Annotated in this window: 29 protein-coding genes, 1 tRNA gene and 1 pseudogene; 7 read left to right on the top strand and 24 right to left on the bottom strand. The window is 42.6% G+C overall.

The annotated features are described in order from the left end of the window. Window positions 1–86: 86 nt before the first annotated feature. The 20 genes from L5M51_RS15125 to L5M51_RS15030 all read right to left on the bottom strand — a co-directional run bounded on the left by L5M51_RS15125 (window position 87) and on the right by L5M51_RS15030 (window position 19,407). Complete coding sequence (locus L5M51_RS15125) at window positions 87–1,520, bottom strand: sigma-54 dependent transcriptional regulator (protein WP_105251936.1); 1,434 nt, start codon at window positions 1,518–1,520, stop codon at window positions 87–89. A 287-nt stretch (window positions 1,521–1,807) separates the two neighbouring features. Continuing rightward, window positions 1,808–2,218, bottom strand: coding sequence for a flagellar export chaperone FliS (gene fliS / locus L5M51_RS15120; RefSeq protein WP_028761195.1), 411 nt, complete (start codon window positions 2,216–2,218; stop codon window positions 1,808–1,810). A 6-nt stretch (window positions 2,219–2,224) separates the two neighbouring features. Continuing rightward, window positions 2,225–2,545 carry a hypothetical protein gene (locus L5M51_RS15115; RefSeq protein ID WP_028761196.1) on the bottom strand — a complete coding sequence of 107 codons (321 nt, stop codon included), beginning with the start codon at window positions 2,543–2,545 and terminating at the stop codon, window positions 2,225–2,227. 30 nt (window positions 2,546–2,575) lie between these two features. After that, the gene (gene fliD, locus L5M51_RS15110; protein WP_263173564.1) at window positions 2,576–3,946 is read right to left on the bottom strand and encodes a flagellar filament capping protein FliD; all 1,371 of its coding nucleotides are present in this window, start codon (window positions 3,944–3,946) and stop codon (window positions 2,576–2,578) included. A 33-nt stretch (window positions 3,947–3,979) separates the two neighbouring features. Beyond that, window positions 3,980–4,357 carry a flagellar protein FlaG gene (locus L5M51_RS15105; RefSeq protein ID WP_028761197.1) on the bottom strand — a complete coding sequence of 126 codons (378 nt, stop codon included), beginning with the start codon at window positions 4,355–4,357 and terminating at the stop codon, window positions 3,980–3,982. A gap of 141 nt (window positions 4,358–4,498) precedes the next feature. Further along, window positions 4,499–5,317, bottom strand: a complete 819-nt coding sequence (locus L5M51_RS15100) for a flagellin (RefSeq protein ID WP_028761198.1) — start codon at window positions 5,315–5,317, stop codon at window positions 4,499–4,501. A gap of 253 nt (window positions 5,318–5,570) precedes the next feature. Next, the gene (locus tag L5M51_RS15095; protein WP_173497644.1) at window positions 5,571–6,392 is read right to left on the bottom strand and encodes a flagellin; all 822 of its coding nucleotides are present in this window, start codon (window positions 6,390–6,392) and stop codon (window positions 5,571–5,573) included. 94 nt (window positions 6,393–6,486) lie between these two features. After that, window positions 6,487–7,698 (bottom strand): flagellar hook-associated protein FlgL, encoded by a 1,212-nt coding sequence (flgL, locus tag L5M51_RS15090; RefSeq protein WP_263173559.1) that lies wholly within the window; start codon window positions 7,696–7,698, stop codon window positions 6,487–6,489. 11 nt (window positions 7,699–7,709) lie between these two features. Next, window positions 7,710–9,635, bottom strand: coding sequence for a flagellar hook-associated protein FlgK (gene flgK / locus L5M51_RS15085; protein ID WP_263173556.1), 1,926 nt, complete (start codon window positions 9,633–9,635; stop codon window positions 7,710–7,712). Between the two features lie 40 nt (window positions 9,636–9,675). Beyond that, window positions 9,676–10,818, bottom strand: a complete 1,143-nt coding sequence (gene flgJ, locus L5M51_RS15080) for a flagellar assembly peptidoglycan hydrolase FlgJ (RefSeq protein ID WP_219253409.1) — start codon at window positions 10,816–10,818, stop codon at window positions 9,676–9,678. A gap of 17 nt (window positions 10,819–10,835) precedes the next feature. Beyond that, the gene (locus L5M51_RS15075; protein ID WP_028761203.1) at window positions 10,836–11,927 is read right to left on the bottom strand and encodes a flagellar basal body P-ring protein FlgI; all 1,092 of its coding nucleotides are present in this window, start codon (window positions 11,925–11,927) and stop codon (window positions 10,836–10,838) included. A gap of 11 nt (window positions 11,928–11,938) precedes the next feature. Next, window positions 11,939–12,613 (bottom strand): flagellar basal body L-ring protein FlgH, encoded by a 675-nt coding sequence (gene flgH, locus L5M51_RS15070; RefSeq protein WP_028761204.1) that lies wholly within the window; start codon window positions 12,611–12,613, stop codon window positions 11,939–11,941. A gap of 11 nt (window positions 12,614–12,624) precedes the next feature. Further along, a complete protein-coding gene (gene flgG / locus L5M51_RS15065) occupies window positions 12,625–13,413 on the bottom strand; it encodes a flagellar basal-body rod protein FlgG (RefSeq protein ID WP_028761205.1) in 789 nt (262 codons plus the stop codon). Between the two features lie 10 nt (window positions 13,414–13,423). Then, window positions 13,424–14,167 carry a flagellar basal-body rod protein FlgF gene (gene flgF, locus L5M51_RS15060; RefSeq protein ID WP_219250937.1) on the bottom strand — a complete coding sequence of 248 codons (744 nt, stop codon included), beginning with the start codon at window positions 14,165–14,167 and terminating at the stop codon, window positions 13,424–13,426. A gap of 173 nt (window positions 14,168–14,340) precedes the next feature. After that, complete coding sequence (gene flgE / locus L5M51_RS15055; protein ID WP_028761207.1) at window positions 14,341–15,702, bottom strand: flagellar hook protein FlgE; 1,362 nt, start codon at window positions 15,700–15,702, stop codon at window positions 14,341–14,343. Window positions 15,703–15,784: 82 nt separating this feature from the next. Continuing rightward, on the bottom strand, window positions 15,785–16,555 hold the full coding sequence (gene flgD, locus L5M51_RS15050) for a flagellar hook assembly protein FlgD (RefSeq protein ID WP_168824475.1): 771 nt from the start codon (window positions 16,553–16,555) through the stop codon (window positions 15,785–15,787). Between the two features lie 24 nt (window positions 16,556–16,579). Beyond that, window positions 16,580–16,996: a flagellar basal body rod protein FlgC gene (gene flgC, locus L5M51_RS15045; RefSeq protein WP_006085646.1), complete on the bottom strand. Its 417-nt coding sequence runs from the start codon at window positions 16,994–16,996 to the stop codon at window positions 16,580–16,582. 2 nt (window positions 16,997–16,998) lie between these two features. Next, a complete protein-coding gene (gene flgB / locus L5M51_RS15040) occupies window positions 16,999–17,403 on the bottom strand; it encodes a flagellar basal body rod protein FlgB (protein ID WP_113939454.1) in 405 nt (134 codons plus the stop codon). 143 nt (window positions 17,404–17,546) lie between these two features. Then, window positions 17,547–18,386, bottom strand: coding sequence for a CheR family methyltransferase (locus tag L5M51_RS15035; protein WP_168824478.1), 840 nt, complete (start codon window positions 18,384–18,386; stop codon window positions 17,547–17,549). 100 nt (window positions 18,387–18,486) lie between these two features. Then, the gene (locus L5M51_RS15030; protein ID WP_028761211.1) at window positions 18,487–19,407 is read right to left on the bottom strand and encodes a chemotaxis protein CheV; all 921 of its coding nucleotides are present in this window, start codon (window positions 19,405–19,407) and stop codon (window positions 18,487–18,489) included. 205 nt (window positions 19,408–19,612) lie between these two features. Here L5M51_RS15030 and flgA point away from each other — a divergent pair, with 205 nt between their 5' ends. From flgA to L5M51_RS15015, 3 genes are all read left to right on the top strand, one after another. Then, a complete protein-coding gene (flgA, locus tag L5M51_RS15025) occupies window positions 19,613–20,320 on the top strand; it encodes a flagellar basal body P-ring formation chaperone FlgA (protein WP_219233958.1) in 708 nt (235 codons plus the stop codon). Window positions 20,321–20,395: 75 nt separating this feature from the next. Continuing rightward, window positions 20,396–20,719, top strand: coding sequence for a flagellar biosynthesis anti-sigma factor FlgM (gene flgM, locus L5M51_RS15020; RefSeq protein WP_107948432.1), 324 nt, complete (start codon window positions 20,396–20,398; stop codon window positions 20,717–20,719). Window positions 20,720–20,721: 2 nt separating this feature from the next. Beyond that, on the top strand, window positions 20,722–21,147 hold the full coding sequence (locus L5M51_RS15015) for a flagella synthesis protein FlgN (RefSeq protein WP_131523073.1): 426 nt from the start codon (window positions 20,722–20,724) through the stop codon (window positions 21,145–21,147). 127 nt (window positions 21,148–21,274) lie between these two features. Here the strand turns inward: L5M51_RS15015 and L5M51_RS15010 are convergent, their stop codons facing one another. Further along, window positions 21,275–21,727, bottom strand: coding sequence for an LPP20 family lipoprotein (locus tag L5M51_RS15010; RefSeq protein WP_198572634.1), 453 nt, complete (start codon window positions 21,725–21,727; stop codon window positions 21,275–21,277). After that, a complete protein-coding gene (locus tag L5M51_RS15005) occupies window positions 21,724–22,356 on the bottom strand; it encodes a FlgO family outer membrane protein (RefSeq protein WP_028761216.1) in 633 nt (210 codons plus the stop codon). Before L5M51_RS15005 ends, L5M51_RS15010 begins: the two co-directional genes overlap by 4 nt. Window positions 22,357–22,636: 280 nt before the next feature. On the opposite strand from L5M51_RS15005, the gene L5M51_RS15000 reads away from it, so the two are divergent. The 4 genes from L5M51_RS15000 to L5M51_RS14985 all read left to right on the top strand — a co-directional run bounded on the left by L5M51_RS15000 (window position 22,637) and on the right by L5M51_RS14985 (window position 25,547). Then, a complete protein-coding gene (locus L5M51_RS15000; protein ID WP_131523072.1) occupies window positions 22,637–23,803 on the top strand; it encodes a flagellar assembly protein FlgT in 1,167 nt (388 codons plus the stop codon). A gap of 55 nt (window positions 23,804–23,858) precedes the next feature. Continuing rightward, window positions 23,859–23,934: transfer RNA gene (locus tag L5M51_RS14995), tRNA-Arg, on the top strand. 51 nt (window positions 23,935–23,985) lie between these two features. Beyond that, window positions 23,986–25,275, top strand: a complete 1,290-nt coding sequence (locus L5M51_RS14990) for a motility associated factor glycosyltransferase family protein (RefSeq protein ID WP_220590752.1) — start codon at window positions 23,986–23,988, stop codon at window positions 25,273–25,275. Further along, the gene (locus tag L5M51_RS14985; protein ID WP_263173547.1) at window positions 25,272–25,547 is read left to right on the top strand and encodes a hypothetical protein; all 276 of its coding nucleotides are present in this window, start codon (window positions 25,272–25,274) and stop codon (window positions 25,545–25,547) included. Before L5M51_RS14990 ends, L5M51_RS14985 begins: the two co-directional genes overlap by 4 nt. Window positions 25,548–25,613: 66 nt before the next feature. Here L5M51_RS14985 and L5M51_RS14980 read toward each other — a convergent pair whose 3' ends face one another. Together L5M51_RS14980 and L5M51_RS14975 are read right to left on the bottom strand one after the other, a co-directional pair. After that, a complete protein-coding gene (locus tag L5M51_RS14980; RefSeq protein WP_263173545.1) occupies window positions 25,614–26,081 on the bottom strand; it encodes a sugar nucleotidyltransferase in 468 nt (155 codons plus the stop codon). Window positions 26,082–26,107: 26 nt separating this feature from the next. After that, window positions 26,108–26,316 (bottom strand): annotated as a pseudogene (locus tag L5M51_RS14975) (IS3 family transposase); the annotation flags it as partial.

Here is a 26,316-nt window from a genome sequence, read left to right as displayed (position 1 = left end):
TATGACGGGGTGACTGCAGTATCTATGCCAAATTGGAAATTGAACTTTAGAGGTTAAAACAACTTATATAACAATAAAATAGAAAACTAATCTTTTGTCATTCCGTACTTACGCATTTTTTCTACAAGCGTTGTACGGCGTATTCCAAGCATTTCAGCAGCGCGAGCTACGACATTATCTTGTAGCTCTAGCGCCTGACGTATCATGTCTATTTCTAGTTCTGCTAACAAATCCTTAAGGTTCACACCTTCAGGCGGCAGCTCACTAGGGAAACGCGTTTCAGGGATTTCAACCGGCTCTTCATCGCTAAAGATAGAAGCTAAAGCATCACGTTCCTGTTGCTCTTCACTCATCTCTACACAATATTCGGGCACATCGATATGGCGATATTTGACAGGTAAATCGTTAACATCGACCAGTCCACCCGGATATAAAATGGTGAGGCGTTCGACTAAATTAGACAGCTCGCGCACGTTGCCCGACCAAGCATGTTCTTTCAGAGACTCTATCGCACGCTGCGTAAAACGCACCTTACCACGGCCTTCGTTATAGACTCGGCTAACTAACTCTTGTAATAGCAAAGGCACATCGTCCTTGCGATCACACAACGCGGGCATTTCAATCGGGAATACGTTTAGGCGGTAATAAAGATCCTCACGGAACTCATTAACGCTGATCATGGTTTCTAAATCTCTATGTGTCGCAGCAACTACGCGTACATCAGCATTAATTGTCTTAGTACCACCAACGCGCTCAAATACCCGCTCTTGCAGCACACGGAGTAATTTAACTTGCATTTGTAGTGGCATGTCTCCTATTTCATCGAGAAATAGTGTACCACCTTCAGCTAATTCAAAACGGCCTTTACGAGAACAGATTGCCCCAGTAAATGACCCTTTCTCATGACCAAATAGCTCACTCTCTAATAACTCAGGCGGTATCGCACCACAGTTAACAGGGATAAACGGACCATCACGGCGCTCAGACAAATAATGGATATTACGGGCGACCACTTCTTTACCTGTACCTGATTGACCCAGAACAAGCACGGTTGCCTCAGATGTTGCTACTTGATTTATCAAGTGCCTCACATTCGCAATACCATCACTGCGTCCCACTAAGCTTCTGAATAACTTTGTTTGATTCGCACTAGTAGGGACTTGAGGCCGTTTAACTTGACCGAATACTTGGCAAAAGTGTAATAATTCAGTGAGCTGAGGATACGTTAAAGGTTCTTCTATATGTCCAAGAATATTAGACACTTGCAGATCGTCAACATTGCCAAGCAACAGCATAGGTTGCCATGGATGTTGACCTGCGATGTTTTTAAGCCCATCAGCATCCATAACATCAGTTAGGATAACTAAAGCTCGAAAACGGGTATCTTGGAGGCTAGCACTTAATTTTTCGGTGTCAATTTGTACAAATTGCTCACCTAAAAAATCCAAAATGCAACACAGGCGATTTAATCGCTCTGATGGAGGGCCGATAAGTAAAATTCGTTGATCTGTTTGCATCATTCAGTAGGCCGTAAAGCTCTAATATGTATTAATTCGCATTAATTATTTATGATTAGTTGCTGTAAAAGCTTAACAAATTCAATGTAACAATCTGTGCCACCATCACTACTTGTGATGAATATTGTATTATCAGCAGACGAGAAGCAAGCCTCAGATGAGGTTTATGCCAAACTGAATTGATTTTAGTTCATTTACATCATGATTCTAGTCTAAAACGTCAATACTTTGACTTTTAGCCAAAAAAAAGACGCAACCAGTGCGTCTATTTTTAATAACGAAATAAGATATTAACCCGCTTCAGAATGCGCAGAAATATTATGTTTATCTGCAGGAATTGCATCCCAACCTTCTTTGATAGTACGTAAAATATCACATACATCATCAATCGCTTTCACATCATTATTTACGTTAGCTTCAGAAATTCTACGCAACATAAAGTCATATAAATCACTCAAATTTCTAGCTATCTGGCCACCAGCATCCATATCTAGGCTATTGTTTAAACCAGTAATAATCCCAATAGCTTTGCCAATGTACATACCTTTATTAGACAAGTCATTTTGTTCAATCGCAAGACGACTTTGTGCTAAACGTTGCAGTGCCCCCGCAAACATAAGCTGAATAATACGATGTGGTGACGCAACAGTAATTTCACTCTCTAAAGACACCTTACGATACGATTGCAGTGATCCTCTCATAAACACCTACCTGTTTAAATCTATAGTCTCATAAACACTAATCTGGCGCTTATTCTTATTACCTGCATGTAATAATGCTTGTCTATCTGCCATAACAACACTTGCTTTACTTGTGTACTCTTGAGTAAGTTCAAGCTGATGTTGAAGATAATCAACATCTGTCATATTAGCATCAGCCACTAATACATTGAGTAAAATTTGACGCTCTCCAACCAGTACTTGCAAGTTCGACACCAACTCGTCAGATTGAGGCTCTTCAGCAGGAAGCTGAGTCAGTTTATTTAAATTTTCACTCAAAAGGACATTAAGCTCATCGAGTTGTTTCACTTATACTCCCCTTACTCATTTATAATTTCACTATCGTTTTTTAACAGCTCCAGGAAGCGAATTCAAACGATCAACAAGACCACTGCTCTGCTGATTTAGTTTTCCAACGACAAGATCCATCGCATTAAATTGCTTCGTTAAACGGGCTGTTAGTTGATCCATTTTAAGCGTGAAAGCTTCTCTTCTATCAGTAAGCTGGCTTTGTTGATTAGTATATCCGGTTTGACGTGACGCAATTAATCCTCGAGACTTGACATAACTATCAGCAAGATCATTAAAGCGATTAGCAAGCCCTTTATCTGGTGTCGAGAATAATGCCTCAACACTGGCCATATCTTCAGAGATGACTTTATTAAGTTTAGTATCATCGACAGACAACTTACCATATCTATCTGTTTTTATACCAATATCATATAATGCTATCGAACTGCCGCTATCAGTTGGCACTCGTTCACTCGATATACTTCGGAGTTGCGATTCTATAGAACGGATCATAGAGTCGCCCTGTAATGCAGCTGCTGTTTTTTTCTCTTTATCATAGGATGACATTTTATCAACTGCAGTCGCTAAACTATTATAGGCATCGACAAAAGCTTTTACATTTGCCTTTACTGCATCATCATCTTGTTCAATTTTTAACGTAGTCGTCTTAGAAACATCGGCATCAGTTAAGTTTAACGTCACCCCTGCAATAGCATTTTTAACTTCATTAGTTTGTGAGGTAACTTTCTGATTATCGATATAAACAACTGCATTTTTAGCATCTTGAAGCGTGGAGATATTTCCAGCACCGAACATATCATTGAGTCCAGTTCCAGTCGTGTCATTAGCTGTAATACTAATTTGATTGTCTTCACCTGACTTATCTGAACTAAAAACCAATCGATTGCCTGCATCACTGGTAATAACAGTTGCAGTTACGCCCGCATTATCTGGGGATTCATTAACTTTTTTAGCAATGGCAGCAAGTGAATCGGTAGCCGAAACATCAATGGAGAAATTCTTACCATTGATACCAAAATCAAGGCTCCCTTCACCTACAGGTAATCCTGGATCTGCAACGTTTTTTCCAGCAATTTTATGATTTACCGCAAGTTGCTCAACTTTAATACCATAGCTACCCGCTTGTGCGGTTTTGTCTGTTGTTGCTGACAAATAAGTTTGATTACTAACAGAAACCTTACGCAGATTGAGGGCATCGCCAGTTTGAAGTTTTTTTAAGGCATCTTGAAACGTAGACAACGCACTTTTTAAGGTTCCCATAGCTGAAACTTTTGCTTTGATGCTGTCTTCCGTTTTATTAAACATCGCTTCTTTCGGTGTTTTTTCGGCATCAACTAAAACTTGCACAATTTCACTAATTTTAAGGCCAGATCCCATGCCTGTCGCTGTTAATGCCATATAGACCTCTCAATCAAACGTACTTACAAATATTTATGCTTCTGTTTTCATCAAAAGCCCTGTGACTTCTGATAGTTTTTCTGCCAAGGCTAATGCTTCTTCACTCGGCATTTGTCTAATCACATCACCAGTATCTCGGTCAAGTACAGTCACAACAGCTTGTCCAGAGTTCTCATCAACCTTAAATGCTAAACCTTTACGCATCATAGACATCATATCAGACAACTCTGTGGCAACTTGAGCCAGCTTACTTGGATTCTGTTCATTTTTCGTTACATCTTGTTCCACAGCTTGTTCAATAGCCGTATTTCGCTTTAATTCAGCATCTGGAGCAGATGCTTTTAGCGGCGTTTGAGCTAAATCAACCTTACTGTGAAGCATAGAAGGTGAACTTGCTATATTGATATCCATAGCCATACCTCAGCAAATTTAGTAATAACTTTAAATGGTTACATTAAAATTACCCTATAAAACTACATTAACCTTTTAAAGTGGCAAAGGGAGATCCGTTACCGAACCTCCCTTATCACTTTCTCACTATTCTGCTTAAAACTACAGCAGTGACAAGGCCACTTGAGGTAACTGGTTGGCTTGGGCCAACATTGCAGAACCCGTTTGTTGCAACACTTGGTTCTTGGTCATTTGTGATGTTTCTTTCGCGAAATCCACATCCACAATTCGACTCTTCGCATCAGCAACGTTGGCTTGAGTATTAGCACTGTTACTAATGTTGTATGCTAGACGGTTTTGTTTAGCACCTAAGTTAGCACGCTGACTATCAATCGTTTTAATGGCAGCATCAATCGCAGCGAGTGCAGTTGAACGGCCAGCTGAACTTGCAACCGACAAACTATTAACAGATAACGCACCAGCATTCGTTGCTTTTACTGAAATCGTAATGTCTTCGCCTTCTTGGTGTCCGACTTGGAAGGTCTTACCTGCGGAGAAATCACCATTCAGTAATTTTGTGCTACCAAATGCAGTTGTATCACCGATTGCTGTAATTTCTAATGCCAGTTCATCAATTTCGCTTTGCAATGCTGTCAAATCGTCAGTACTGTTAGAACCGTTCTCTGCTTGTACTGTCAAATCACGCATACGTTGAAGCATGTTAGTCTGTTCTTGCATCGCACCTTCAGAAATCTGGGCGATTGAAATGGCATCGTTAGCATTGCGCATACCAACATCAAGGCCACGCACTTGGCTGTTTAGTCGGTTCGATATCGCTAAACCAGCAGCGTCATCTTTGGCACTGTTAATACGCAGACCACTGGATAAACGTTCCATAGATGTGGCCAAACCGCCTGCGGAAGTATTTAAATTCTTTTGAGCTTTTAATGAAGTGACGTTTGTGTTTACTGTAATGGCCATGATCGTTTCCTCTTTATACCTGGCTTGTGAACTTGCCTGTCTACTTAAGCCAGGCGGGTCTTAGTGGTTACAGTATATTTAACGGCAGCATCTTTTTTAACTTTAGAGTTATTTTTTAAAATATCTTGATTTTAAAAAATAATTCTAATTATCATAAACATAAATATCAACTCCTATAAAACTTTGCCTACTTTTCTAGATAATTCTAGAACAAGTAGGCAAAAGTGCTTCATATAACATCACGCAAATAACATTAACCAAGAAGAGATAATGCAACTTGAGGTAACTGGTTAGCCTGTGCAAGCATTGCAGAACCCGTTTGTTGTAACACTTGGTTCTTAGTCATAACTGAAGTTTCCTTCGCAAAATCGACATCCACGATACGACTCTTAGCATCAGCAACGTTGGCTTGAGTATTAGCACTGTTACTAATGTTATAGGCCAAACGGTTTTGCTTCGCACCTAAATTGGCTCGTTGATTGTCAATTGTTTTAATGGCAGCATCAATATTCGCAAGTGCAGTTGAACGACCAGCAGAAGTCGCTACGGATAGCGAATTGACAGATAAACTTGCAGCATTAGTTGTCCCTACCGAAATAATGACATCCTCAGCTTCTTGGTGCCCTACTTGGAAGGTTTTACCCGCAGAAAATCCACCAGTCATTAATTTGGTATTACCAAACGCCGTACTATCACCTATAGCAGTAATTTCTTCTGCTAATTGATCCATCTCTTTTTGCAATGCAGTCAAGTCATCAGTGCTATTCGCACCGTTTTCTGCTTGAACAGTCAAATCACGCATACGCTGCAACATATTGGTTTGCTCTTGCATCGCACCTTCGGCAATTTGAGCAATTGAAATCGCATCATTTGCGTTACGCATACCCACATCTAAACCGCGCACTTGGCTGTTCAAGCGGTTAGAAATGGCTAGACCAGCGGCGTCGTCTTTCGCACTGTTAATGCGTAGACCACTGGATAAACGTTCCATTGAGGTCGCTAAACCGCTACTGGAAGTATTTAAATTCTTTTGTGCCTTCATTGAAGTCACGTTGGTATTTACTGTAATAGCCATGTTGAGTTCCTCTTCCTAGTTATACCGCCAAGGCTTGGAGCTTGGCTAAATTTTTAACAATTTATCTTACAGATGGATAGGTACTTGCTTTCTGTTAAATAAAGTCGAACAGGGAAACAGAACCCACCTTACTAAACACGCTAGAGACTGCGTTCAATGCAAGCTGTTGCTTTTCAAATTCCGTAATCGCTGATGCATAATCGAGATCTTCCAAGAGTGATAGCGCTGATGAATTCACCACTTTCTCCTCGGTATGAGTCTCTTTGTAACTTTCGACAACTTTCAGATTATTCCCCGCCACACTTCTGGCAGAACTAATTTGATTGACGCCACTATCGATGTTATTCAATATCTGTGCCAACTGAGCTCGCCCTTGGGGAGTGTTGGCAGAATTAGGGTCTTCAATTAATGCAATCGCACTGCTGATCGTATCAAAAATACTGACTTCGGCCTGCGGCTCCATGGTGAAACTATCGCCAGAGCTGGGTTTTCCATCAATTTTAACTTCTATACCATTAAAACTAACGGGATTAGTGGCATCGAAGTTAGCTACGTTTGCGACGGGATTACTTGCAGAATCGAGCACTTGCAAGTTAGTACCGCCGGCGCCATTATCAGTGAAGTTAAATGTATATGTATCAGCAACATAAGTTGCAGCATCAGCAATTTTTGCTGTTTTAACGCTAAACTCCCCCTGCTGGCTGGCCAAATAATTGACGCTATAATCACCAAGTCCATTGGGTGCTTTCATAAACGCGCTATCGCCAGGGATGTTTGTCCCCATGGCAACACCCGTTTGTACTAAACTATTTTTGACGCCAGAATCGCCGCTATACACTATTTTAGGCGGCGTCGAGTTATCAAAAGCAAAAGGTTCTTTATCGGTACTGAAACCAGAGAACATATAATTGCCAGATTCATCCTTACTATTCGCAATAGAGAGCAATTCTTCTAAGCTGCCTTTCATCTCTTCGGCAATCATTTGCCGCTCAGTTCCTGAGAGTGTGCCGTTTATCGCTCGCATAACTTGCTCACGCATAGAGCCAGTTAAATCTTCAGCACTACCGAGTTTGCTTTCTGCCACAGCAAGACGATTTGTCGCATAGTCAATATTTTTCATAAACTGATCGACGAGTGCATTTTTCTGATTCAGATTATCAATACCCTGTGACGCCACAGGATCATCACCAGCAGTATTGACTTTCTTACCACTGCTCAATTGGTCAAGAATTTTGCTGGTAGCCGTTTGCTTTTGCAGCACACTGGTAATGCTTTGATTAAAAATCTGCGCGGATGATAATCGCATAGTTAAATCTCCTAACGCACTGAGGATAATAAGGTGTCAAAAATCTGCTGTGCGGTCGTCATGATCCGCGCAGAGGCTTGATAGGCTTGCTGAAAACGCATTAAATTTGCTGCTTCTTCATCTAAGTTCACACCCGACTCACTCTCTACTCGCGCATAAGCTTGTTGATACACGGCCTCTGCCGAACCGACACGCACTTCAGCCGCTTTCGTTTTACTGCCTACCTCGAGCTTAGTATTCTCGAACACATCAGCTAGGGTCGACTTTCCCCCATTCATCACCTTACTTTCGCTCAACTTAGCCATAGCGACAGCATTAGAGTTATCCCCTTCTGCGAAGGATAAATCGAAGGTAAATCTGTCATTGCCTGCAGCCGCTTTGCTGTCAACTTCAAAGGTAAAACCAAAAGCGCTAATACTCGGAGGCGTATAAGGGGCTGCAGCCCCAAGGGATGTTCCAGCGGCGTCGAATGCTTCATAGGTTGGAGGCACAACTGTGGTATCGAGCTTTATCGTCAACTCACTGCCCGTTACAGGGAAATTTGCGGCATTGCGATTGCTAATTTGAGTCAGCTTCACTTGGGTATTGCCAGAGTTAGCGGCATCTGCGGTAATCTTTGGTGATGCGGCGGCAATGCCTTTAGGGTCTTTCATGACCACTTCAATGCCATTTGAAGCACCCGCTGTCGGGCGAATGGCAAAACGATCGCCAGACGCCATAGCGCCCGCTTTTATGTCAATTGAAAATCCAGATCCACCCGATAAAGTCGAGCCATTTAACGTCAGTGGCGTAATTGCCCCCGTTTTCGAATCTCTCAGTTCATAAGTTGCAGGCGCGGTAAATGACAGTTCGTAGGCACCACCAGTTAATAAACTGGTGTTATCTATGGTGACGCCTAACGTTGCATTACCCGTATTACCAGAAAATCCTGCTGCACGGCCCAAAGACATCATAGGATCGTTGATATCTTTGAAGATATTGGCACCAACTTGCCCATTGAGGTCAATACCTTGTGCTTGCATTTTATTGAAGTTATCAGCCACGCCCAAGGCTAATTGATCGAGCTCATGACCCGCGGGAATTAACGTTTGATCACGATAATCAAAAATGGCCCCTAACTGACCGCCAAGTTTACTCGGATCAACAGTGACACTTTGCGAACCAATACTTGAAGTCAATTGGAGCTCATTCGGAAATGGATCACCCGCTTGGACTCCCATCGTCATAGCAATTTCGCCAGAAACCAACATCACTGAGCCACCGAGCATTACGCTCTTAGCACCATTTTCTAATGGAATAACATTCACTTGAGCGTACTGGCTTAACTCTTGAACAAGTGCATCTTGCTTATCAAGCAACTGCGCATCCTGATTCGGCGACTTCATTAACTCTAGGTTTAAATTTGCCAGTTCTGTACTGATCTCATTGATACGCTTAGTCATACCAGTGATCTGGTCATTGGTCTGATTAAGCTGGCCATTCAAATACGACTGCATCTGATTAAGACTGCTGGCAACTTGCTGTGCGTTTGTTAGGGTCGAACTCCGAATACCCAAATCTGCAGGCAAATCAGCCACACTATTCAGCCCCGAAAACAGGTCATTCAAGCTTTGTGGCACAACTTTACCTACCTGTGAAAACAGCTGATCTAGCTCACTCAATTTACCGTAGCTGGCTTCGGCGGCACTTAACGTTGTTTGGCCAATGCGTAACTCTCTTGCGGCATAGTCATTGTAGATACGCTTAACGTCATTAACGTAAGTTCCTGTGCCATAAAAACTACTACCAAAACGCTGCGATTCAAGAGTCGACTGGGTTGCCACTTGTCTGTGGTAACCAGCGGTATTGGCGTTAGCTATGTTATTACTGGTAACACCCAGTTGCGACTGGGAGGCAAGCACCCCAGTTCGCGCTATATTCAGTAGATCAACGGCCATTAGTTGACACTCCTATGAACAAACAGGGTTGTAAGATTCATCATTTGTCTTCTCCTGGCAGAATTGATTTCAGTTCTTCACTGATCGACTGCATCACTTTAATGACTTTTTCAGCGTATCGAGGATCAGTGGCATAACCCGCATCCTGCAAAGCTCGGATGAATTGAGTTGGGGAAGCGGCCACTTTCTTCGCATCTTGATAACGTTCACCTTCGGCAATGAAGGACACAAAATCGTTGAAGCTATGCTCAAAGTCACTATAAACTCGGAAGTCAGCTTTTTGCTGGACAGCAACACCGTGCTCAAATTCTAAGGTACTGACGTTAGCCTTATCGCCTAACCAACGACGATCAGCTTTAATGTTGAATAGGTTATGACTCGGCGCACCGTTATTGCCGCGGACGATTTTTTGTCCCCAGCCAGTTTCCAGTGCCGATTGCGCCAATAATACTTCTGGTTGGGTACCTAATGTTTTTGCGGCTTTTTCAGCATGTGGATATAAGGTCGCTAAAAATTCTTCTCGACTACCAAACCTGACAATCTTTTGGGTTTCCCTAAATGCTGCCGTCGGCAAAACTTGGCCGCTAATCACAGGTTCTACCACTGAAAGTGATTGTTCACTCCAGCTCGGCTTAGGCGTATCGATAGCCAGTGAACGATTAGGCGTATCAATGTCCATTGATGAATTGGCATCTTCAGCTCTATCCGGTTCAAATACAGGCCGAGCGATAGCAGCCGGCACACCATGATTTACAACTGTGGGTTCAACCACAGGAGCGGCTGAACTCTGCATAGGCACATTAAGCGCTTTATCGTCGTGGAGCATTTTCATGCCACCATCGTCACGCAATACCGATGCAGGCGTGAAATGACTTGTTTCGGGAGAGAGTTGCTGCACCATCATATCGGCAAGGCCCAATACACCTTTGTCAGATAAATCGACCGATAACTGCTGATCGCGCATCTGCTCGTAAAACTGAGTGTATTGGCTATTGAGTGGACTATCAGACTGAAAAACCGCATTGGCATCGCGCATACTTTTCATCAGCATTTGCACGAAAATACCTTCAAATTGTTGGGCGACCTTTTTCAAGGCGCCCTTCTCATCTTTCTGAGCCTGGGCGCGGAGTGAATCTAGCCCGCCCAGGTCAAGAAAATGTGATGAACTTGAAAGCTTTTCCATGATTTTCCCGACAGAAATTAGATGATGATAAGTTCACCATGCAAAGCTCCTGCCACTTTTAACGCTTCAAGTATTGCTAACACATCTGAAGGGGCTGCACCGACTAAGTTAACCGCTCTAACCAGCTCATCCAGCGTAGTGCCTGGATTAAACATAAACATACGGCGGTCACTTTCTGTTGCTGTAATCGTACTATTACTCGTGACGGTTGTTTGACCATTTGCCAACGCGTTAGGCTGCGAAACCTGTGTCGCCTCCGCAATCGTGACAGTCATGCCGCCATGGGTAATCGCCGCAGGGAGTAAGCGTACGTTTTGCCCAACCACTATGGTTCCAGTACGTGAATTAACGATCACTTTGGCAGATTCCTCTGCGGGAACAACATCAAGGTTTTCAAGCGTTGCTAAAAAGGAGACCCGTTGTGATACATCACGTGGAGCAGTTACCTGAACAGACGTCGCATCTAAAGGACGCGCCATATCAGGACCTAATAGATCATTGATCGCATCGGCCATTCTCTGCGCAGTAGAGAAATCCGAACGACGTAGGTTAAACGTCAAATAATCGCCAGTTGAAAATGGGGTTGCTACACTACGCTCAACAATCGCGCCATTCGGTATACGACCTACAGTTGGCGTATTTTGAATCACCTTTGAACCATCTAAACCATCGGCACTAAAACCACTCACCACTAAACTACCTTGGGCTATGGCATACACATTACCGTCTACCCCTTTCAAAAAGGTCTGTAATAAGGTGCCACCGCGTAAGCTTTTGGCTTCGCCTAAGCTAGATACCGTCACGTCAAGATCTTGACCAGGTTTGATAAAGGCAGGCATATCCGCGTGTACGGCTACCACTGCAACGTTTTTAATTTTCGGTTTGACGTTGTCAGGAAGATTAATCCCAAAGTTTTTGAGCATAGTCATAAAGGTCTGCTCGGTATAACTGGTTTTTTCCCCCGTTCCCGGTAAACCGACCACTAAGCCATAACCAATCAACTGGTTACTACGCACACCTTGCACATTGGCAATATCTTTAATTCGTTCAGCCTGACTAGGTAGAGAAAACACTAGCATGGCAACGGCTAACACCAGTTTATATTTCATGATACGACTCCTTAGAAGGGCCACCAGTCGCTCATAAAGAACTGGCTTAACCAGCCCACTTTTTGAGCATCTGCGAAAGTGCCGGTGCCACTGTATTGGATACGGGCATTAGCCATTCGCGTTGAATCGACAGTGTTATCGGGTTTAATGTCCTGCGAGCGAACGAGACCAGTGACACGAATAAACTCATCACCATTATTGATTGAAATCCATTTTTCACCACGGATCACTAAGCTGCCGTTGTTCAGCACTTGCATCACGTTTGCCGAGATACTGCCATCTAGACTATTGCTCTGATCCGCATCCGATTCACGCTTAGTGTTCATGCTATCTTTGTAACGCAAATCAATTGGCACTCCGCCAATGGACACATTACTACCACCAGCAAAGATGGGATCTAAGCTCATGTCTGAGCCTTTTTTGATCTGATTGCCTGCACTCTTCTTCGCCTGAGTCGATTCCTTCAATACGATAGTGATAATGTCACCGACTTTATGGGCGCGTATATCCGAATACAAGCTAGATGCTTGGCTGTCTTGATAAATAGAGCCAGTTGCGGCAATTTTTGTCGGCGGCGCCTCTGGGTATACCGGCGCGTAAAAGGGATCATCCGCAAGGGGTTTCTTTTGCGTCGAGCTACAGGCTGCAAGCAATAACGCGACGGCCAACACAAGATATCTAGCCATGATGTTTGCCTCTATAAATTCTGAGTCACATAAGACAGCATCTGATCTACCGCTGAAATCACTTTGGAGTTCATCTCGTAAATGCGCTGACTTTCGATAAGGTTCACCAGTTCCTCGGTCACGTTCACGTTAGAGGTTTCTAAGGCGCCTTGACGAATAGCACCCATGCCATCTAACGAAGCGGTACCTTGAATTGGCGTGCCGCTCGCACCAGTTTCCGTATATAAGTTTTGTCCCATAGGATCTAGACCCGATGGATTAATAAAATCCGTCATAGTCAACTGACCCACGACTTGGTTCTCAGCGGTACCCGGCGTTTTTACTGAAACTTCACCCTCTGCTGAAACGGTAATACTGGTCGCATTATCAGGAATAGTGATCGCGGGTTGTAGCAAATAGCCAGAACCTGGCGTCACAATCTGACCCGTATCGTCTAAGGTAAACTGACCATTTCGAGTATAAGCAGTGGTTCCATCAGGGAGCTGGATTTCAAAAAATCCAGGACCTTCAATCATGAGATCCAGTGAGTTATCCGTCGTCAGCATGTTACCCTGAGTAAACATTTTTTGAGTGGCGACGACTTTCGTACCCGCACCTATGTTTAATCCGTTGGGTAGCTTAGTGTTAGATGCACTAACACCACCCGCTTGGTTAACTGTTTGATAGAGTAAATCTTCAAATACTGCGCGGCTTTTTTTGTAGCCCACAGTGCTAGCGTTCGCTACGTTGTTTGAAATCACTGAAATATCAGTTTGCTGTGCGTCTAAGCCAGTTTTACTAATCCATAACGCCGGATGCATAATCTATCTCCTAACTAATACGCATTAATGAAGATGAAGCGCGATCATTCTCTTCCGCGGTTTTCATCATCTTGACTTGCAATTCAAACTGGCGCTGAAGATCAATCAAAGACACCATTTCATCAACAGGGTTAACGTTACTACCCTCTACCGCGCCACTTTCAACTGCGACAAAAGGGTCAGCTGGTGCTGCTTCACCTGACATTTGTCGAAATAATCCATCTTCACCACGCATCATCTGCGCATTGCCGGGATTGACTAACTTCAATCTCGCCACTTCTTCTATCACTTCAGCAGTCGCCCCTTGAGGGCGAACAGACACTATGCCATCCTGTGAAATTGACACTTTATCAATAGGTAATGGCAGCACTATCGGGCCAGCGTCCCCCATTACTGGATTGCCTCTGTCGTTATACAACATGCCCGTCGCATCGAAACTGAGACTACCTGAACGGGTATAAGCTTCACTGCCATCTTTCGCCTGAACGGCAAACCAGCCATCGCCTTTAATGGCAACATCGAGATCCCGTCCAGTGGTTTTTATCGGACCAGAGCGAAAATTAGCTGACGGAGATTCTGTCATCGCAAACACCCTTGAAGGCAACCCTTCACCGAAGGCTTGCATCGATCTGGCCTGCGCCATATCTGATTTAAAACCATCGGTATTAGCATTGGCTAAGTTGTTCGCACGGAGTGCCAGCTCATTCATATTTTGCTTAGCGCCACTCATGGCGACATAAAGGAATTTGTCCACAGACTGCTCCGTCAAATTTTCTACATGACAATATCCAAGCAAGCATCATGCCAACAAAAAATAACGTTTAATTTACTGATAGAATTGAAAAATATGAAAATGAAGTGATTTGACGGCAGGATAAAGGCTAAGTGTTGCCACTGGCGGCAACACTTAGTTAAATAAAGTAATGATTAGCGGATTTGTAATACGGTTTGTTGCAGCGTGTTGTTCACTTCAAGCGTACGGGAGTTCGCTTGGAAGTTACGCTGCGCCGAAATTAAATCAACCAGTTCAGTCGTCAAATCAATGTTCGATTGCTCTAACGCAGATGAACTGATGCTACCAAAAGTTCCACTATTTGCCTCACCCGCTAACGCAGGACCTGAAGCTAAACTGGCTTTCCACGACGTATTACCCACTTGCGTTAAACCTTGTTCGTTAGCAAAACGAACTAAAGCAACCCGTGCTAAAGGCACGGTTGAACCATTAGAATAACTCGCGGTCACTAAACCATCTTCGCCGATTTCAACGTTAGTTAAGCGGCCTACAGTCGTACCATCTTGCGTCAACTCAGTTGCACCAAAAGGAGCCGCATATTGCGTTGGGGCATTAAACTTCACAGTCAACTCTTGAGTACCATCGGCACCTGGCCCTAAAACACCCGCACCACTGACGCCCAAAGCCTCAGTCTTGACTATAGCAGGATCACTACCAGTGTAGACACCAACAGAATTGAACTTGAGGACAGAGCCTTTCCAACCACCAGCAGTTTGAGCCGTGCCCGTTGCATCAGGTGTACCATCGCCAGTGGTATCTGTTTGATAAGTACCAGCAGGACCGGCTAGATCGACTTGTTTTCCATCAACAGCATAGTAAGCTACCCAATTGTTCTCACCATTGTACGAACCATCTTTGGGCTTAACAAAATAAGTGGTCATAATATGTGGCTCACCGAGTGAGTCATAAATTGTCATTGATGTAACGTTATTGTAGGTTTTTGCATCTAGAGGATCGAATGCCGCGGGGTCGAGTGCACTTTCCTTAGCATTTAAGTTCATTTGTAAAGTAACATTCTCAGTCTTTACAGGGCTACCTGCAGTGTCTGGTATTTGTACCGGCTTAGCCGTCGTTAAACTCACTGATGTCGAGTTCCCATCTTTATCCACTGGGAAAGTTTGCAAATAATTACCAGCAGAATCAACCATGTAATTATTTTTATCGACCTTAAATGCTCCAGCACGGGTAAACGAGTGGTCTAATGTACCCAGTTCAGAGGCAGTAACGAAAAAGCCACCCCCTTTAATCGCCATATCAAGGGAGTTATTCGTCAACTGTAAGCTACCTTGATGGAATTGCTGTGCCACTTGGCTCGTCGCAACACCACCACCGACAGCAGTTTTAGCATTTGAAAAAATAGAATTAGCGTAAACATCCGCAAATTCAGCACGGGACTCTTTAAAGCCAATGGTGTTCGCATTAGCAATGTTATTCGCCGTAGTGTTTAAATCTTTCTGCGCGGCAGAAATGCCACTCAATGCAATGTTAAACGACATAATTCACCTCTACACTTGACTCAATTCATTTATGAGCGACTTACGCCCAATTCGGATGCTGCAAAAATTCTTTTAGGCAAACTTAGGTTTCAGACACAGCTAACACATCGGTTAACTTGATGCCCATACCGCCTCTCAAGTTAAGAATCGCGCCAGTACTGGCCGTACCGAGAGAAACGCTGGTCACATGAGCATAGGTCGAGACTGGCAATTCTTGGGATTTCCCATCCACTAAACCACTCGCCTTGATCGTATAGTTACCTGCGGTTACAGGGTTTCCATCTTTATCGAGGCCATCCCAGTTAACATCGACATTTCCCCCCTTACTGCCATCAACTTTAAAGGTGGTCACAACTTGGCCTTTCTCATCCTCAACACGTACAGTAACTTCAGGAATTTTAGCTGGCGTGCTAATCACACCTTTTATTGTTGGGCTTTCAGCTGAAATGTTACCTGTATCAGTTGGGATCAACACCTTGCGACCAACAAGTCCTGATGCCTGTAATGCTTGGCTTGATGTCATAACACCGTTTAAATTAACGATTTCCTTATTCAACTTAGTAATACCATCAACCGTCGAGAATGATGCCATCTGCGCAATCATTTGGTCGTTGTCGACGGGCTTAAAGGGATCTTGCATCGATAACTGTTGGCTTAATAACGAGAAAAAGTCATCTTGAGTTAACTGCTGGCTTTTGGCTTCCGGTACTATTGAATCTTTTGGCAAACGTATGCCATCAAGAAACGGATTACCCGTTGAGCTGGTTGATGAATTCGTCGTAACGGCATTTGGCTGACTCTTATTTTGAGCCGTCTGCGCCGACGCTTGGTTAATTTGATTAATGAGGCTCACAGCTTACCTCCTAAGTAACACATGTTATTTACCCATCCCAAGTGTTTGTTGCAACATAGACTTAGCTGCTTCAGCGACTTGAACATTCATTTGATATGAGCGCGAAGCAGAAATCATATCTGCCATTTCTTCCATGACATTAACATTCGGTTTATAAATAAAGCCGTCCGCATCCGCCATTGGATGATCGGGCGAATATTCTTTCAGTAGTGGTTTATCACTTTCTACAATGCCTTTTACCGCAACGCCTTGAGAAGCTTGTTGCTGACTTTGGGCTTTAGCCATTTCGGCTTCAAAAATGGGATGACGAGAACGATAGGTCTTATCTACACTACTCGAGACGGAATCCGCGTTGGCTATGTTGCTCGCGGTGGTGTTTAGCCTGACCGATTGAGCAGACATTCCCGAGCCAGCAACATCAAATATGCTAAATAAACTCATGATTAATCCCCTCTCAACGCTTTCTTCATGCCACTAAACTTACTATCTAAAAAACCTAGCGACATTTGATATTCAAGTGCATTTTGCATGAATGCCGATTGTTCCTGTTGGATATCAACAGTATTACCATCACCGGTATCGGGTTGATTTGGCACACGGAACTTAACAAATTGCCCAGTCAACTCCGCAAGCCCAAAATGCTTATCTGGCTCTTGCATTTCAAGACTATTTCGCTGCTGCTGTTGGCCTCGAGCGGCCTGCATTGCCGCAGAAAAATCAACATCGCGGGCTTTGTAATGTGGCGTATCTGCGTTAGCGATATTGCTTGAAATGACTTCTGCCCGCTGCGCTCTAATACCGAGAGTGTATTGATGCACACCCAGTGCATTATCAAAATTGATCGCCATAAAATTGCCTCCTCGTGTTCTCACGAAAATAAAGCAATTCATGTGCCAACATCAGGAAAATTTTGAGAATAACAATAAGGATGAGCAAGTGATGGGTAAAAAATTACCGACAATTGTCGGTAATTTTCTTTAGAGCGGCTGAGTTAAGTCTTTTTCTGGTAATAAATGCCAGGGTTACAACGAACCATATCAAACTCGTCCGTTAAACCAGCGATAGATTCTGATGCACCGAGAAATAAAATCCCTTTGGGATTGAGAGCGGCAGCGAATTGCCGCAAAATTTTTGCCTTTGCCTCTGGTGCAAAATAAATCAGCACATTGCGGCAAAAGATAATGTCGAACTTGCCAAGTAGACTATAACTCTCAAGCAAATTATGCGCTCTAAAGTTCACCAACCGCTTCACATTATCCTTTAACTTCATATTGCCTGAAGGTAATGCATCAAAAAACTGACGCTTACGTTCTTCAGATAAACCACGCGCTAATGCCAAACTATCGTACTCGGCATTTTTGCAGCGTTCTAACATGGAAGGAGATAGATCCGTTGCTTGAATCGAAGCACTACCAGCCAAGGCACCAGGCTTCTTCTGTTGATACTCAAGAATAGTCATAGCCAATGAGTACGGCTCTTGGCCTGACGAGCAAGCCGCAGACCAAATTTTGAGCGGACGCCCCAGACGACTGTATTCAGGTAGTAGGACATTATTCAACAACTCAAATGGATAACGATCACGAAACCAGAGAGTTTCATTGGTCGTCATAGCATCGATCACTTCAGCTCTGAGCGCACGCTCAGTAGGCTTCATCGAATGCTTAACCACATCAGATAAGGATGGCAGGTTATATTTGCCCATCAAAGGAGCAAGACGACTGCGCACAAGATATTGCTTATTTTCACCCAGTACGATGCCGCTGTGTTGCTCTAAGAACAACCGAAATTGATTATATTCAGCCTCAGCGAGTGATTTATTTGGCACATTCACATCCTAAATCCTATAGCAAGCACCAAAATCAGTGCGAAACCATCATGTTATAAAGTCGAGATTATAGCGTAAAGCGTATCTAGGTACTAACCTACAGCAATTACAAACTTAAATGCTTATTCACAGCAGCGGCCAGTTCGTCAGGATTAAACTTAGCGATAAAGTCATTAGCCCCCACTTTTTGAACCATTGCCTGATTGAATACACCACTTAACGAAGTATGCAGTACCACTTTAATATGCTTAAGCTTAGGATCATCTCGGATTTCAGCGGTCAAGGTGTAGCCATCCATTTCAGGCATCTCAATATCAGAGATTATGAGGGGGATCTCATCGGCCACATTATCCATCTCTTTGGCGATCTCTTTAAGCTTATCTAATGCTTCGCGACCATCTTTTGCGGTATCAATTTGTAAATTCAATGACTCGAGTGAACGAATAATTTGTTTACGCGCCACGGCAGAATCATCAATAACCATAATATGATAATGCTGAGTTCTGTCGAGGGTCAGTTTTTCATTGGCTTCTTCACTGATAGCCGTTTTAACTGGTGAAATCTCATCTAAGATTTTTTCCACATCGAGAATTTCAACTAATTCACCTTCAATTTCAGTCACAGCTGTCAGATAAGAATAACGGCCAGCACCTTGCGGCGGAGGCATAATCGCTTCCCAATTCATGTTGATGATCCGCTCAACAGAACTGACCAAGAAGCCTTGAACACTGCGGTTATATTCAGAAATAATGATGAAACAGTTTTCAGTGCTTGCTAAAGGTTTTCCCCCTGTTGCCGCACTCAAATCAATCACTGAAATGGTTGTTCCACGAATATGAGCAACACCCTTCACATAAGGATTAAGTTTAGGCAAAGTGGTCAGTGGTGGACACTGCAGTACTTCTTTCACCTTAAACACGTTAATCCCAAACCGTTGACGACCGTTTAATTTAAAAAGCAGCAATTCTAAACGGTTTTGTCCAACGAGCTGGGTTCGTTTGTTGACTGAATCAAGAATACTCGACATAACTCTGCCTTGTTGTTCTGTTTATGTTCGGCCCTATAACTCAGTTGAGTATAGGCATATTAATTGCTTACGTCTTATCTATCGATAAACATAGTCGAAACTGAGTCAATCTTCTGACAGTGATGCAAATTATTATTACAGTAGTCAGCTTCGAACTTAATAAAAGTATAGGTGCATTCTGGCGTTACAAGCTAGTCTCTTCATTATGAAAGTAAATTTAGTCTGTTTTTTTAGTCTTTTCCCCCTCTTCATGCCCGCTTTAGCGAGTGCAGAGCCTATTGTCCCCACCGTATCGGCAATCTCAGAATTAGCTAAAGCGCTTATTTCAGAAAAAATATCCGTTCCAGAAAATGCCAAAGTAAATATTTCGCCACAGATGGTTGACGCAAGAATGCTGCCGTCACAATGTTCGTCTCCAATGAAAGTTGAACTGGCTAGCGATAGGGAAATTAGCCGTAATAACACCTTAAAAGTCAGCTGCGATACACAAGACTTAGCTTACCCTTGGCAAATCTATATCTCGGTTCGGGTGGATATCTTATTCCCCGTTGTTGTCTCAACCGAAATCTTAGCACCAGGCGAACTCATCTCTCCTAGTCAAGTAGAAGTCCGTTACATTGAACAAAATAGCTTGAGAGGTGCCGAATTCGATGACCCGAGTAAATTGGCTGGCGTGCGAGTAAAACGACGAGTAGCAAAAGATAATCCCATATTAAGCAACAACTTATGCTTCGTTTGTAAAAATGATTCGGTATCTATCTACGTTCGTTCTGGCTCATTCGAGCTCAAAACAGTGGGCGAAGCCCTACAAGATGGCAATAAAGGTGATCGGATCAGAGTCAAAAATAGCAGTTCAAACAAAGAACTAGATGCTATAGTCACAGGCATTGGCGAAGTTGAAGTAAGAATGTAAAATAATCTAAAGCTTTTTTGTAAGCTGCCGATACCCCAGTTAAGAAATCCCGTACACACGACGCTGGAGCCTAAAATGGCAATTGATATTAGCAAACTCAACACTGCAACGACTGCGCAAGTTCGTTCAGGTGCAACGAAAACGAGCAGCGATCAATCTGCTCAAGTTGCTACAAAATCGACAACACCACAAAGAAGCGACTCTGTGGTCATTACGGCCCAGGCACAACAACTTCAAGGAGCTCAGACTAAAATGGCTAGCCTTCCTGAAGTTGATCAAAAGAAAGTAGCAGAAATCAAACAAGCTATTGCCGAAGGTCGCTATAAAATTGACCCAGAAAAGTTGGCTGCCAATATTGCAAGTTTTGAAGCCGAACTTAATGACTTAAATAAAGAGTAACTATGACTGAAATAGCTAAACTGGTAGATCTACAACACGCCCATTTGGCTGTTCTTAAGCAAATCATACTCAAGGAAAAAGGCGCTTTGGTTGACCAAAACGCCGATTTACTGCTTTCCCTTGCTAACGAAAAATCGCAATGTCTGAAAGAACTAAAGACTAATGATGATATTCTGGCAAAACACAGTGATAAATCGCTACTCACTCAGCAAGTCGAACTCGTGCATAAAATGGCCGAGATCAAAGACGCATTGACTGAATGCAAAGAATTAAACGAACAAAATGCCAGTTTAATTGAGATGAATTTAGCGAGTTTAAATCGCTTTGCTCAAGCTTTACAAGCCAGTAGAAACGCCTCCAGCCTCACCTATAACGATAAAGGCAAGACCTCGACTATCTCAAGTTTAGGCAATGATTTAAAGGCCTAACAAGCGCATCACTCCCACTTAGCATTCCCTTTTCTAAGCTCTGATTAGATCTTAATGTCTTGTACAAAAAGAAAAGCCGCGTTAATACGCGGCTCAATACATGCTGTTGAACATACATTCAATAACGCTAGAAATACGTCACTTCCTTCACTCGTTGTGGACGGTTCTGTTGTTGATAAAGCGCCCAAACCTGTGAAAAATCAAGTTCTAACTCAGTCACATAATGCTCGCCTGCTGGATAACTCTTAACGACTCGTGCGCCGCGGATCACGCCAGAAACTGACGCTTTGACATTATCGTCCGTCAACATCCAATCACTAACACTGCTGTTTGCCGTTATTTTCTGCCCATAAACTTGTTCCGCTAATTCACGATAAGCCACAATTTTTGATGCCTGCATAGCCATCAACACTCTTTGTGATTGCTCTTTAGCCGGTTGAGTCGCTAAGGGCGCATATCCTATAGCCGTTAACTTAGGAAAACTCGGCGGCGGCACATCTTCCCATTGCACATATCTATCTTTAGCAGCGCAGCCAGTTAGCATTAGCCCCGTGATAAGTAATAAAAGGTAGTGTTTCATTTTCCATCTCCTAAGACACGTACTTCATTCATGCCCGGACTCGCCTGACGATATAAGATGCCATTTTGTGACACAATTTGCTCCGAAGGCTGCATGTAGTTTGCCAACTCTTTTTGAGTCACAAAAGTTTGAGATGCCGATACCACGCGATTGTTACTAATGTTCACAATCCGAGTATTGATCGCCATACCATTGGTTACTACGCTCATAGTCGAAACGACAAGATGCTCAACAGGAAGATCTTTCGACAATTTTTGCCAATCTCGCGTCAAAATAAAATCCCCGTCAGATGTGACTCTCAAGCCATCAGCTAAGTTTAAATCCACCACATTAAACTGAAAGCTATGGAGCGACGTCATTAATCCTTGCTGTAACTGTTGCGCTAACGCATTAGTGCCATTCAAATCGCCCACTAATACTGGTGTTGCAACTACGATAGGTTGATCAGAACGCAAAGCATCATTTTGCTTAACAAGCTCAGTCACTATTCGCTGTGCTAAATGGTTAATCACTGCCGTTGGCGGCAACCCATTGCCATCCACTAAACTCGGTTTGGGCGGCGTAACCGGTTTAGCTACACATCCACCTAACATTATCAATGTTAAGGGAATAATCACACGCTTTAGCATTGGATTTACCTCATCTATGGGTGCATTGGCAGTCAAGTGACTCACTTTCTAAGCTTCAAATTTTTAATGAGTAACAAAAACCAGCAATCTTCGGACCAATATTAACCTCAGTCCGACAATATTCTTCTATTACCCAGTATATCGACTGTAACAATGGAAACTTTATCAAAAGTTCTCATACTCAGGCACGAAATTTGCTTTATTGCCATATTAGGTTAAGAGTCAGAAAACTGGCTCGATTGGTAATATCGCCATTAGCTTAGCGATAAGGATTGAATTGATGCACATACCAGGTTCAGCTTCGCTCATCATTTTGAGCCTTTTACTACTTTCTTTGCCCACCAGAGCCGAATGGATAGAAGCCAGCGGAGAAGCAACTATTATCAATGGTAATACAGCTCAAGCAAGGGAAGAAGCAATTAATCAAGCTGTTAGCTATGCGACATTAAGCACAGGTATTCAAATATCCAGCGAGCAACAAACCTCTAATGGTAACCTCACACAAAATAACTTTGCGATAAATCGCAACGCCCAAGCCATAAACATCCAACTCGTAAGTGAACAAATTCAGGGAAATAAAATATATGTATCCCTACGCCTCGATCTAAATGATGATCCAACACAACAGTGTCCTAATGGCCAATTAAAGGCCGCTATTTTAATACCTCAAACACAAATAAAAGATCGTTCTCAGCTTAGATATGGACAACTTTCAGGCTTTGAAGAGGTCATTTCAGAGGCGTTAGGGAACACTATAGAAGATTACTCTTCAACTGGCTTTAGTCACATCCATGCTAACGAGCGACTCGATATTGAACAAGACCTAGTGGATATTCGCGGTTATCGACTCCCAAGCTGGCTCAGTGAAATTACCGACAGCCAATATATTCTTCAACCGCAGATCATTGATATATCGATAGAGCCTGTACAACCCACCTTCTTAGGATTTTGGGATGAAGCTCCGCTAAGGCAATTTCAATTCAAACTCAGCCTCTATCATGGGATCAGTGGCGAAGAGGTCTGGAGCAAAAGCTACAGCACATCGGCCCCATGGGAATTTGAAGAACAGGCTATCATTGCTCCCAACAGTAATAGATTCTGGCGTTCCTCCTATGGAAAAAGTATTACTCAATTAATATTGCAAGCTACCCGAGATTTAGACAGCACACTTAATTGCAGGCCATTACTTGGCCAAGTCGTTAGCCGACAAGCAGACAGGATTATATTAAATCTAGGCCGTAAACATGGCATTCGTGTCGGTGATAAATTCCAAGTAGTATTACAACAAAACTTACCCGATAGACTCAATGAAATGCGCGCCGTCGCGACCAAAAGTCGTGCAACGGTAAAAATTGAGCAAGTAAGCGAAGAAAGCGCTACCGCAGTACTTGTAGACCAAAATGCCGCCTACAATGTGCAGATAAACGACATAGCGCTTAAGATTTAAGCAACTAAATCATAAGCCTTTTAATCAAAGATAAAACCAGTATAATCACTGTCGTCTCTTCATAGCTCAACAGGATAGAGCAGCCGCCTCCTAAGCGGCCGATCGGGGTTCGAGTCCCTGTGGAGAGACCAGATAGTGACCTTGGTGATATCAAACTCCTAGAAATCCTCCGGAGAAGCGGAATGACCGAGCTATTTGCGTCTAATCTCAATATTATCGTTAAGCGTTGGCCTATCGTAGCTGCTGCGATTAAAAACCAAACCATCAATGAATTAGATGCTCACCTTATCAACGGTCGTAATCAAACTATCAGTGTTAATGGTATTCAGCTCAGTAGTCGTCATGACCGCATCGCCGAAGCACAGCTTTTTATCAAAACATTACCAAGCAAAAGCCATCAGGTGACTGTTTATGGAGTTGGTATGGGTGATGTACCCAGCCTCCTGATTGAAAATCCTCACTATGCTCGTATTGAGGTATGTATTTTAAATTTAGCCGTATTCGCGTTACTGCTTTGCTATACCGATCAGAGAGAATGGCTAAGTCATCCTAATGTGACCTTATACGAACAGGCAGGAAAAACACTGAGTTTTCCATATATTGCAATAACACCTGAACTCAATTTAGTCAGCAATGAAAATGCAATTATCCGCGATTTGATCGTCTTTGAATTAAATCGTCAGTATGCCAATCAAAAACATCTTAATAATGAGAGAGTTGAATCTCGATTTAAGGCCAATATAAAAAATATAGAAAATGATCCAAGCGCAAATTTGTTAATAAAGCGATATAACAAGCCACAGTGTTTTGTCATAGCATCAGGCCCAACCCTTGAAGATCATTACGATTATCTCTTTAAACAGCAACAGTTACCTGACAGTATAAGACCATTAATGATTGCAGCAGACACTGCGTTGAGAGGGTTAGTAAGCCATGGAATCTATCCCGACATAGTGATCAGTATCGATATAAATATTCGCCTAGATCATTTCGCTATAGAAGCTACAGATAACATCTCATTAGTATACTTTCCTAAATTGGCGCCTGAAGTAATAGAACAATGGAAAGGGAAAAAATATTGTGCTTACTCAAAGCATAAACAATACGACGCTTTGGCTAATTATTACCCTAAACTTCGTTTATATACTAATGGTAGTGTTATTCATCCAATTATAGATTTAGCAATTTATTTAGGCGCTTATGAAATATCAATGTTTGGTTGTGACTTTTGCTATGCAAAAAACAAAACTCATACATTTTGGCCTGATGGCTCATTAGGGCCAAAAATAAAGAATGCTAAACATTGGATCCTGAATGGACGAGGGAAAAGAGTACCAACAGACTTGAATTTCAGAGGTTATCTACGTAGTTTAGAAAATTACATTAAGACCAAGCCTAATGTGAGATTTTATCAATCAAGCCTTGAAGGTGCACGAATTCAGGGGACACAGTTTAAGGATTTTAATCGATGAATTATGAACTAAGATTGCAAGAGCTAGTAGATAAATTAATTAACACTGCACATCATTTCAGGCTAGGACAAGAAGCTGATGGTTCAAAAAAACTAAGAGAATGCCTAAATATAATTGAACCTATTATTGAAACATTAGATGCAGATGCTAAAAGTCAAATATTTAAAATAATCTCTCCAATGCTAACTGCCCAAGAAAATCAGGACTGGTTAGCACTAGCGGACTTTCTTGAATACGAAATACCCAGTTTATTACAAAAGAAACCCATTTGAGCTGAGTTTTCAACTTAAAAGTAGATAGAAATAACTATCTACTTTTAATATTACATCTTAAAAAGATCACCAAGAACGACAAAATAGAATAGCTTGTTCTAGATCATCTTTAGTATCAACTTCCCTTAATACGATCTCTTTTGAGGGAAGTGGTAAAGTTAACTCTATTGATTCAAAAACATAACCATCTATTTTTGTCAAGAAGTTACTAGGTGCGACAAAAACGTTTGCCCATTCATACTCTTCACCTTGATAATTTCGATTAAAATAGGTGACAGATTCTCCTTCCAATCCAACATATACAGCTTGCTCACTATTTGCTTTTGCCACCCCTATTAAAACATCAACAGAGCTTGCAGTCTTAAGAAAATCTAGCATACTATTTTTTTCAACTAATAGATCACCATCTATATATAATGTTTTCCCTACTAAATTTTTAGCTCCTTGATGATAACTATAAGCTGTATTAGTCGTTGCATAATCAGGATTTCTTGCAATAATAACATTACGGTGATAAACAGCGGTGTTTTTCAAGGTAGTTGTCACTCTTTGCTTAAATATTAAGCTGCATTTATTACATTGTTTGCGGGTGCCTTATCTGGGTTTAACGTGACTGGACCCACAGCATCACAATTTCTGACTTCCTTGGACCAACGCTCGGGCATTCTTGCCTTTGCCGCTTCGAGCACTTCTTTTCGCTTGGCTAAGATATCACCATCTTGCCCCGCATGACGTTGCCCTGGTGACACAAAGTTCAGCTGGCTGTGCT

It is taken from the genome of Shewanella sp. SM73 (genome assembly GCF_025653795.1).
In the GTDB taxonomy this organism is placed as follows: domain Bacteria; phylum Pseudomonadota; class Gammaproteobacteria; order Enterobacterales; family Shewanellaceae; genus Shewanella; species Shewanella oncorhynchi.
The sequence above is the reverse complement of the archived record's forward strand: the minus strand, read 5'-3'. Positions and strand labels throughout refer to the sequence as shown.

Excerpts from the sequence above, each read along its gene's own strand:
- L5M51_RS15125 (WP_105251936.1), bottom strand. The coding sequence starts at position 1,520 with ATGATGCAAACAGATCAACGAATTTTACTTATCGGCCCTCCATCAGAG.
- fliS (WP_028761195.1), bottom strand. The coding sequence starts at position 2,218 with ATGAGAGGATCACTGCAATCGTATCGTAAGGTGTCTTTAGAGAGTGAA.
- fliD (WP_263173564.1), bottom strand. The coding sequence starts at position 3,946 with ATGGCATTAACAGCGACAGGCATGGGATCTGGCCTTAAAATTAGTGAA.
- L5M51_RS15105 (WP_028761197.1), bottom strand. The coding sequence starts at position 4,357 with ATGGATATCAATATAGCAAGTTCACCTTCTATGCTTCACAGTAAGGTT.
- L5M51_RS15100 (WP_028761198.1), bottom strand. The coding sequence starts at position 5,317 with ATGGCCATTACAGTAAACACAAACGTCACTTCATTAAAAGCTCAAAAG.
- L5M51_RS15095 (WP_173497644.1), bottom strand. The coding sequence starts at position 6,392 with ATGGCTATTACAGTAAATACCAACGTGACTTCAATGAAGGCACAAAAG.
- flgL (WP_263173559.1), bottom strand. The coding sequence starts at position 7,698 with ATGCGATTATCATCCGCGCAGATTTTTAATCAAAGCATTACCAGTGTG.
- flgK (WP_263173556.1), bottom strand. The coding sequence starts at position 9,635 with ATGGCCGTTGATCTACTGAATATAGCGCGAACTGGGGTGCTTGCCTCC.
- flgJ (WP_219253409.1), bottom strand. The coding sequence starts at position 10,818 with ATGGAAAAGCTTTCAAGTTCATCACATTTTCTTGACCTGGGCGGGCTA.
- L5M51_RS15075 (WP_028761203.1), bottom strand. The coding sequence starts at position 11,927 with ATGAAATATAAACTGGTGTTAGCCGTTGCCATGCTAGTGTTTTCTCTA.
- flgH (WP_028761204.1), bottom strand. The coding sequence starts at position 12,613 with ATGGCTAGATATCTTGTGTTGGCCGTCGCGTTATTGCTTGCAGCCTGT.
- flgG (WP_028761205.1), bottom strand. The coding sequence starts at position 13,413 with ATGCATCCGGCGTTATGGATTAGTAAAACTGGCTTAGACGCACAGCAA.
- flgE (WP_028761207.1), bottom strand. The coding sequence starts at position 15,702 with ATGTCGTTTAACATTGCATTGAGTGGCATTTCTGCCGCGCAGAAAGAT.
- flgC (WP_006085646.1), bottom strand. The coding sequence starts at position 16,996 with ATGAGTTTATTTAGCATATTTGATGTTGCTGGCTCGGGAATGTCTGCT.
- flgB (WP_113939454.1), bottom strand. The coding sequence starts at position 17,403 with ATGGCGATCAATTTTGATAATGCACTGGGTGTGCATCAATACACTCTC.
- L5M51_RS15030 (WP_028761211.1), bottom strand. The coding sequence starts at position 19,407 with ATGTCGAGTATTCTTGATTCAGTCAACAAACGAACCCAGCTCGTTGGA.
- flgA (WP_219233958.1), top strand. The coding sequence starts at position 19,613 with ATGAAAGTAAATTTAGTCTGTTTTTTTAGTCTTTTCCCCCTCTTCATG.
- flgM (WP_107948432.1), top strand. The coding sequence starts at position 20,396 with ATGGCAATTGATATTAGCAAACTCAACACTGCAACGACTGCGCAAGTT.
- L5M51_RS15015 (WP_131523073.1), top strand. The coding sequence starts at position 20,722 with ATGACTGAAATAGCTAAACTGGTAGATCTACAACACGCCCATTTGGCT.
- L5M51_RS15010 (WP_198572634.1), bottom strand. The coding sequence starts at position 21,727 with ATGAAACACTACCTTTTATTACTTATCACGGGGCTAATGCTAACTGGC.
- L5M51_RS15005 (WP_028761216.1), bottom strand. The coding sequence starts at position 22,356 with ATGCTAAAGCGTGTGATTATTCCCTTAACATTGATAATGTTAGGTGGA.
- L5M51_RS15000 (WP_131523072.1), top strand. The coding sequence starts at position 22,637 with ATGCACATACCAGGTTCAGCTTCGCTCATCATTTTGAGCCTTTTACTA.
- L5M51_RS14990 (WP_220590752.1), top strand. The coding sequence starts at position 23,986 with ATGACCGAGCTATTTGCGTCTAATCTCAATATTATCGTTAAGCGTTGG.
- L5M51_RS14985 (WP_263173547.1), top strand. The coding sequence starts at position 25,272 with ATGAATTATGAACTAAGATTGCAAGAGCTAGTAGATAAATTAATTAAC.